7 protein-coding genes are annotated in these 7494 nt (G+C 61.1%); all 7 read right to left on the bottom strand.

Annotation, left to right across the window (positions count from 1 at the left end):
- Positions 1-127: 127 nt before the first annotated feature.
- Genes ACT6Q8_RS09320 through ACT6Q8_RS09290 form a run of 7 tightly spaced genes read right to left on the bottom strand, consistent with a single transcriptional unit; the run spans position 128 to position 7346 of the window.
- On the bottom strand, positions 128-1174 hold the full coding sequence (locus ACT6Q8_RS09320; protein ID WP_444733292.1) for an oxidoreductase: 1047 nt from the start codon (positions 1172-1174) through the stop codon (positions 128-130).
- Positions 1175-1211: 37 nt separating this feature from the next.
- Positions 1212-2006 (bottom strand): MBL fold metallo-hydrolase, encoded by a 795-nt coding sequence (locus tag ACT6Q8_RS09315; protein ID WP_444733291.1) that lies wholly within the window; start codon positions 2004-2006, stop codon positions 1212-1214.
- A gap of 9 nt (positions 2007-2015) precedes the next feature.
- Complete coding sequence (locus ACT6Q8_RS09310) at positions 2016-2810, bottom strand: TatD family hydrolase (RefSeq protein WP_054167586.1); 795 nt, start codon at positions 2808-2810, stop codon at positions 2016-2018.
- Complete coding sequence (gene metG / locus ACT6Q8_RS09305) at positions 2810-4357, bottom strand: methionine--tRNA ligase (RefSeq protein WP_054167587.1); 1548 nt, start codon at positions 4355-4357, stop codon at positions 2810-2812. Before metG ends, ACT6Q8_RS09310 begins: the two co-directional genes overlap by 1 nt.
- A gap of 30 nt (positions 4358-4387) precedes the next feature.
- Entirely contained in the window at positions 4388-5515 is a 1128-nt protein-coding gene (locus ACT6Q8_RS09300) for a DNA polymerase III subunit delta' (RefSeq protein ID WP_444733290.1), read from the bottom strand.
- Positions 5512-6147, bottom strand: a complete 636-nt coding sequence (tmk, locus tag ACT6Q8_RS09295) for a dTMP kinase (protein ID WP_054167600.1) — start codon at positions 6145-6147, stop codon at positions 5512-5514. Before tmk ends, ACT6Q8_RS09300 begins: the two co-directional genes overlap by 4 nt.
- 8 nt (positions 6148-6155) lie before the next feature.
- A complete protein-coding gene (locus tag ACT6Q8_RS09290) occupies positions 6156-7346 on the bottom strand; it encodes a D-alanyl-D-alanine carboxypeptidase family protein (RefSeq protein ID WP_082372215.1) in 1191 nt (396 codons plus the stop codon).
- Between the last annotated feature and the right edge of the window lie 148 nt (positions 7347-7494).

Below are 7494 nucleotides of genomic sequence, written 5' to 3'. Positions count from 1 at the left end.
TAATGCTCTCCCATGGCAGCCTCCATTGCTAACCATCTGATTATAAAAGAGAGTCGCACTTCAAAATAGAATCCACCCCCCTACATCAAAAAAATCGATAATTTTGATTATGGAAATTAATATCCTATCAAAGCTTTACGGTATGTTCCGTCAATGCGCTTTGCACACCAGCCTCAATCATCTCCATTACCGTGATGGCCTGGCTGGCTGTGACCGGGTTTGGTTGCAGCCCTCTAATCGCGTTTACCACCCCTACATAATAGCAGCGATAATCACCCGGCATGCCCGTATGGTTTGTTGCTGTTATGGTTCCATTAGCATCAACGCGTGTCAGTTGCCCAGGTCGCGGATCCCAGCCCCAGCTGTGGCAGCCCGGTGTCAGACCTGCCTTCAGCATGTCCTCCTGGCTATCAAGGCCGTGCTTCACAAAGCTGCCACTGTCCCCATGCACTGCAAAACGCAAAGCACTGTCGGCTGTCAGCATCGATCCATGCAAGATCACACGCAGACCGTCAGCATAGCGCAGGATAGCGTGGAAATAGTCGGTGGCGCCGCCGCCGGGCCGTTGTGTGCCGATATCGGCCCATAGATCGACTGGCCTGCCGAACAGGCAGAGGGCCTGATCCAGGATATGCGGCCCCAGATCGTACCAGAGGCCGGCCCCAGGCACGCTAGCCCTTTCACGCCAACGGTCGCGTGGGACCGGCCGGAACCGATCGAAATGGCTTTCAAACTGTGTCACCCGGCCCAGGGTCCCATCTTTGATCAAGCGTGAGAGGGTCAGGAAATCAGAGTCCCAGCGTCTATTATGGAAAATGGATAGTATCCGGCCTGTCTGCTTTTCCAGGGTGGCCAGCGCCTTGGCCTCCTCCAGCGTCACGGTAAAGGGCTTATCCACCACCACATGCTTGCCCGCCAGCAGCGCGCGCTGTGTCAGATCGGCATGGGTATCGTTAGGTGTCGCGATCACCACCAGATCGATATCGGGATCAGCCAGCACCATGTTGATGTCCGGCGTGAAAGCGACATCTTCTCCCCAATATTGCCGCACCTTGCCGGCATTTGAGGAAACGATGCAGGCCAGTTCCAGGCCCGCCGTTGCCGCGATCAAGGGTGCATGAAAGGTCTGGCCCGCATAACCGAAGCCGACAAGGGCGGTGCGCAGCGTAGCCATGCTTCTTCCTTTTAAAACAATCAATTATGGGGGATATTTAATCTCCCTGCCCGCCCGGTATCAGCACCATGCCATCATAGCCCGGTTCGACCCCTGGCGGCAGCATGGTGCGCAGGGTGGCGTAATCCATGCTCTGATTCATGTGGGTCAGGATAGTCCGCCGGGGACGCAGCCGCTCGATCCAGCCGCGTGTAATCTCCCAATGGGCATGGACCGGATGCGGCGGTTCGATGCGCACACAATCGACGATCCAGGTATCGATCCCGGCCAGGATATCGAACGCTTCGTCCGACAGATGAACAACGTCGGTGGAATAGCCAATGGGGCCAAAACGGAACCCTAAGCTTTCCGAATAGCCATGATCCTGCACGAACGGCAAAATCTCAATGGAACCAATAGTCAGGGGCCCATTGATGATATTCGGTATCAGGACCGGACGCGGGAAAAACGGTGGCTTAACCTCTGCGGCCGTGAAACAGTAATCGAAGCGGCGGGTCAGGATGCCCATGGTGGTGGCATCGCCATAAAGCTGCACCGGCGCATGCTGAAGCCAATTCACGGCCCGCAAATCGTCGATCCCATGGGCGTGATCGGCATGGGCATGGGTGTAGAGTACTCCATCCAGCCGCTTCACCCCGGCATCGTTCAGCTGTTCGCGCATATCCGGCCCGGTATCGACCAGGATGGTCGTGTCCCGGTTCTGTACCAGGATGGAGGGCCGGCGGCGGCGGTTGCGCGGTTCGGTCGGGTCGGCATTGCCCCAGACATTGCCGACCAGCGGCACCCCGCCCGACCCGCCGCAACCCAGGATGGTGACACGCAGATCATCCATCACCGACACTTACGCTGCCTTCAGAGCCGATGCCGGCACCTTGTTGAAAAGATGCAGGAAATTGGCGGTGGAGACGGATGCCATGGTGGCCGCGTCCACGCCCTTCACCTCCGCCAGGGTGCGGGCCGTGTGAGCGACAAAGGCCGGCTCGTTCCGCTTGCCCCGCATCGGCACGGGAGCCAGATAGGGGGCATCGGTTTCCACCAGCAGCCGGTCCATCGGCACGATGGCCGCCGTGTCGCGCAGTTCTTCCGACTTCTTGAAGGTTAGGATGCCCGACAGCGAGATGTAAAAGCCGATTTCCAGTGCCTGTTCAGCCAGTTGCCGGCTGCTGCTGAAGCAATGCAGCAGGCCGCGCAAACGCCCCTGCCCCTCTTCGCGCAGGATGCGGATCGTATCCTCATCAGCATCGCGGGTATGGACGATGATGGGCAGGTCGGTTTCCAGACAGACGCGGATATGGCGGCGGAAGCTTTCCTGCTGCACATCGCGCGGCGACTTGTCATAGAAATAATCCAGCCCCGTCTCCCCGATGCCCACGACCTTGGGCTGCCGCGCCAGACGCAGCAGTTCAGCCTCGCTGCACAGCGGGAATTCTTCGGCGGCTTGATGCGGGTGCACACCCAGGGTGCAATAGACATCGTCATAATTCAGGGCGATATCATGCACTTGGTCGAACCGGCTGATATGGGTGCAGATGGTCAGCATCAGGCCCACGCCCGCATCCCGCGCCCGCTGCACCACCGCGTCACGCTCTGGCGCGAAGTCGGGGAAATCCAGATGGCAGTGGCTGTCGACCAGCATCACTTAGCCTCCTCCGGCTCGACATAGCGCGGGAAGGCCGGGACCGGGGGCGGCAGCAGCGTGCCGGGCGTCAGCGGATTTGCCGCCAGATTGGCAAAGCCACGCTGGTCAGCCGGCACCACCAGCAAATCCAGGATGCGGTTGCTGGTATCGGGCATGAAGGGCTGGGTCATGATCGCTAGTTGGCGAATGACATCGGCCAGGGTGTAGAGGACCGTGCCCAGCCGTACCTTGTCAGTCTTTGACAGGGTCCACGGGGCCATTTCCTGGACATAGCGGTTGGCTTCGTCCACGACGTGCCAGATCGCATCCAGCGCCTTGTTGAAGGCTTGAACGTCCAGTTCGGCCCGCACGGCATCCAGCATGCCCTTGGCGGCATTCAGCAGGGCGTGATCATCATCGCTCAGCACGTCCGGCGCCGGCAACTGGCCTTCATGATACTTTTGAATCATGGAGAAAACGCGCTGGCACAAGTTGCCGTAACCATTGGCTAAATCGACGTTGATCCGCTGGGCCATGGCGCGCTTGGAAAAGTCGCCGTCATTACCGAACGGGATTTCCCGCATCAGGAAATAGCGGGTCTGGTCAAGGCCATAGGTCTCGATCAGGTCGGCGGGCTTCACCACATTGCCCAACGACTTGGACATCTTCTCGCCCTCAACGGTCCACCAGCCATGGGCGAACACGCGGCGCGGCAGCGGCAGCTTGGCCGCCATCAGGAAGGCCGGCCAATAGACGGTGTGGAAGCGCAGAATATCCTTGCCCACCATATGCAGATCGGCGGGCCAGAACTTCGCAAAATCGCCGGTCGTGTCGGGGTAACCGACGGCAGTGATGTAATTGGCCAGGGCGTCCAGCCAGACATACATCACGTGCTTCTCGTCACCCGGAACCTTGATGCCCCAGTCAAACGTGGTGCGGCTGATCGACAGGTCGCGAAGGCTGCCCTTCACGAAGCTGATCACTTCCGACCGCTTGCCCGACGGCATGATGAATTGCGGCTGCTCCTCATAAAGCTTCAGCAGCGGTTCGCCATAGGCGGACAGGCGGAAGAAGTAGCTCGGCTCCTCCACCCACTCCACCGGCGCGCCGGTTGGGGCGAAGCGCTGGCCGTCGCGCTCGGTCAGTTCATCTTCGTTGTAATAGGCCTCGTCGCGGACGGAGTACCAGCCGCTATAGCTGCCTAGATAGACATCGCCACTTTCCAGCAGCCGTTCCCACAGGAACTGCACCGCCTTGATATGGCGGGCCTCGGTCGTGCGGATGAAATCGTCATTGCTGACGTTAAGCAGCTTTGCCAAGTCCCTGAAATTCTGGGAATTCTTATCCGCCAGCTCCTGCGGGGTGGTCCCGAACGCTTCTGCCGACTTCTGGACCTTCTGGCCATGCTCGTCGGTGCCGGTCAGGAACTTGACGTCAAAACCATCCAGCCGCTTGAAGCGGGCCATCACGTCGCAGGCGATCGTCGTGTAAGCGTGGCCGACATGCGGCGCATCGTTTACGTAATAGATCGGCGTGGTGATGTAATAGGGCGCGCGCCCGGACATGGGACTTCTCCGCGAAGCGATAGGACGGGTTCAGCCGGCAGCGGCCGCTTCGATCCGCGACAGCACCGACATCAGGGTCTGGCGCCGGTCGAGATTGGCGGATTCCGCCTTGGCGAACATATGGTTCGTGTTCTCCCACACCTCTACCCAGCGATCAAGGTTACCCGACCGTTGGCTCCCCTGCATCAGGCGATGGACAAGGGCGGCCTCACCGGGCACCACCTCTGGCGGGATGGTGCCACGGGCACCGGCACGGGCCACACGGCCCAGCCACCAGCCCATCAGTTCGGTGACGGCGACCCAGTTTGCTTCCTCGTTCCCGCCGCGTAAGGTCGCGTCGATGAAGGTATAGGCTTCGACAATATCCAGGCGCGGCAAACTGTCGAACACGCCCAGCATGGCCTTGTAGAGCGTAAGGCCGCCGGCGGCTTGCAGTTCCATGGCCCGGCCAATGCTGCCTTCCGACAGGCGGGCCAGGGCTGTACGTTCCGCCTCCTCCAGGTCGGGCAGATAGCGGAACAGCAGGGCCTTTACCTGAGCCTCGCTCAGCGGTTCGAGCGCCAGCTTGCGGGTGCGCGACCGGATGGTGGGCAGCATGGCGCCGACGTTATCGGCCACCAGCAATATCAAGGCCTTGGAGGGTGGCTCTTCAAGGATTTTCAGAATGGCGTTCTGACCACTGGTATTCAACTGATCGGCGCCATCGACGATCACCACCCGCCAGCCACCCTCTGCTGAGGTCAGGCGCAGGAAGGGGGCGATCTTGCGGATTTCGTCAACGGGCAGGTCACGCTTGAACCGTTTGCGCTTTTCATCCCAGGTGCGCTGAACGGTCAGCAGGTCGGCATGACCGCCCGAGGCAATACGGTGGCAGACGGCGCTGTCGGGATCGACCACCAGGCTGGTCGGGTCGGGCGGTGGGCCGAACAGGCCCATTTCCTGCTCCCCAGGCAGCCCCTTGGTCAGCACGAACCGCGCCATACGGAAGGCCAGGGTAGCCTTGCCGATACCAGGTGGGCCACCGATCAGCCAGGCATGATGCATGCGCCCGGAGTTCCAGCTGCCCAGCAGTAATTTCTGTGCTGTTGCATGGCCTTCCAGATGGGTATTGCGACGCGGGTTGAACGCGTCATCGGCCTCATGCGGTTGCCCGCTCACAGCGCCACCCCCAGCCGGTTGGCGATGGCGGCACGGATCGCAGCCTGGATGGCCTCGATACCGGTAGAGGCATCAATAACGGTGCAGCGAGAAGGTTCAGCCTTTGCAATGGCTTGGTACCCTTCCCTCAACCGTTCATGGAACGTGACCTGCATCTTTTCATACCGATCCTCACCCCCACGACGAGCGGCGGCACGGGCCAGACCCTGGGCCGGATCGATATCGAGGATCAAGGTAAGGTCGGGTATGGTGTCACCCACGGCGATATCGCGCAGCGCCGTCAGCACACCAAGGTCCAGGCCATGGCCATACCCTTGGTAGGCCATGGTGCTGTCCGCAAAGCGGTCACACAGCACCCACTTGCCGGCGTCAAGCGCAGGCCGGATGGTGCGCATGACATGGTCGTGACGGGCAGCGGACAGCAGCATGGCCTCACTGACCGGCAGCCAGCGGCCGGGCTCCCCATTGACCAGCAGGTCACGGACTGCTTCTGCGCCCGGAGAGCCGCCGGGTTCGCGGGTGGTCACCACATCGATGCCGGCGGCGCGCAGCGCGTCGGCAAGCAGGCGGATCTGGGTGGATTTGCCCGCCCCCTCGCCGCCTTCCAATGTGATGAAGCGCCCGCGTCCCATGCTGGCCGTCACTGTGCCGGGGCCGGGGTCGGCGCCGGCTGGCTGGACCCGCCGAAGAAGTGCGACAGAGCGGCACCCATGCGACCAAACAGGCCCAGTTGTGCCACATCGGCACCAGCCAGCAGCGGCAGTTCCAGCGTCTGCAGACCCGGTGCTGTGATGGTCAGCGTGCCCAGCTTGGCACCCTTGGTGACGGGGGCCGCCACGGGGCTGTCGGCCTTGAAGCTGACCTTCATCTTCTGCTTCTGATCATGGGTCATGGTGATCTTCACCTGATCCTGGATAACCAGCGGCACCGTCTCTGCAACGCCCAGCCAGACGGGCAGGCTGTCCACCGTCTCCCCGGCTTTGAACAGGGTGAAATTGTCGAACTCCCGCCAGCCCCATTCCAGGATACGGGCGCTCTCGTCGGCGCGGGCCTGCATGTTGGGCAGACCATTGACGACCAGCACCAGACGACGGCCATCGCGTTCACCCGACGCGATCAGGCCATAGCCGGCAGCCTCTGTATGGCCCGTCTTGATGCCGTCCACACCCATGTTCCGGTACAGGAGCGGGTTACGGTTACCCTGCTTGATACCGTGATAGGTGTAATCCAGCTCCGAATAGTAATGATAGTGATCGGGGAAATCCCGGATCAGGTGGCGGGCCAGGATCGACAGGTCGCGGGCCGTGGAATAATGGTTCGGGTCGGGCATGCCCGAGGCATTCATCAGGTTGGTATTGTTGAGGCCCAGTTCCTTCATCCGCTTGGTCATGGCGGCGGCAAAGGCCTCTTCGGTGCCGGACATGCCTTCGGCCAGGACCACGCAGGCATCATTGCCCGACTGGATCACCATGCCGCGGACTAGATCCTCGACCTTGATGTTGTTGCCCAACTCCACAAACATCTTGGAGCCCTGGACCTTCCAGGCGCGTTCCGACACGGGTAGCGTGTCATCCAGCGACAGCCGACCCTCCTTCACGCGTTCGAACAGCATGTAGGCTGTCGCCACCTTCGACATTGACGAGGTGGGCATGCGCTCATCCGCGTTCTTCTCGAACAGGACCGTGTTGGTCTCGGCATCGACCAGGATGGCTTCCCTGGCAATGGTGTCCAGATCGACCGCCATCGCGGGCAGCGCCGACACCGTGAACAGGAGGGTCGCGGCAAAGAAGCGGGCGGCACCCTTCATCCGATGTGCGATCCGAATATCCATCTCTTTCATCAACCCTTCACAACAAGAACAGGTGGGGGCCAGACCCCCGGCGACAGTGGGACGGGCAAGGTGGACATGTCCAGACCTGCGCGCCACCGCGACATTGTGCAACATCATGAAACATGGTGCCGGCCCCGGTTTCACGGGG

This window comes from Niveispirillum sp., from assembly GCF_052437035.1.
Lineage (GTDB): Bacteria > Pseudomonadota > Alphaproteobacteria > Azospirillales > Azospirillaceae > Niveispirillum.
The sequence above is the reverse complement of the archived record's forward strand: the minus strand, read 5'-3'. Positions and strand labels throughout refer to the sequence as shown.

What these genes read in the sequence shown, in the direction of transcription:
- ACT6Q8_RS09320 (WP_444733292.1), bottom strand. Translation starts at nt 1,174, where the DNA reads ATGGCTACGCTGCGCACCGCCCTTGTCGGCTTCGGTTATGCGGGCCAG.
- ACT6Q8_RS09315 (WP_444733291.1), bottom strand. Translation starts at nt 2,006, where the DNA reads ATGGATGATCTGCGTGTCACCATCCTGGGTTGCGGCGGGTCGGGCGGG.
- ACT6Q8_RS09310 (WP_054167586.1), bottom strand. Translation starts at nt 2,810, where the DNA reads ATGCTGGTCGACAGCCACTGCCATCTGGATTTCCCCGACTTCGCGCCA.
- metG (WP_054167587.1), bottom strand. Translation starts at nt 4,357, where the DNA reads ATGTCCGGGCGCGCGCCCTATTACATCACCACGCCGATCTATTACGTA.
- tmk (WP_054167600.1), bottom strand. Translation starts at nt 6,147, where the DNA reads ATGGGACGCGGGCGCTTCATCACATTGGAAGGCGGCGAGGGGGCGGGC.
- ACT6Q8_RS09290 (WP_082372215.1), bottom strand. Translation starts at nt 7,346, where the DNA reads ATGGATATTCGGATCGCACATCGGATGAAGGGTGCCGCCCGCTTCTTT.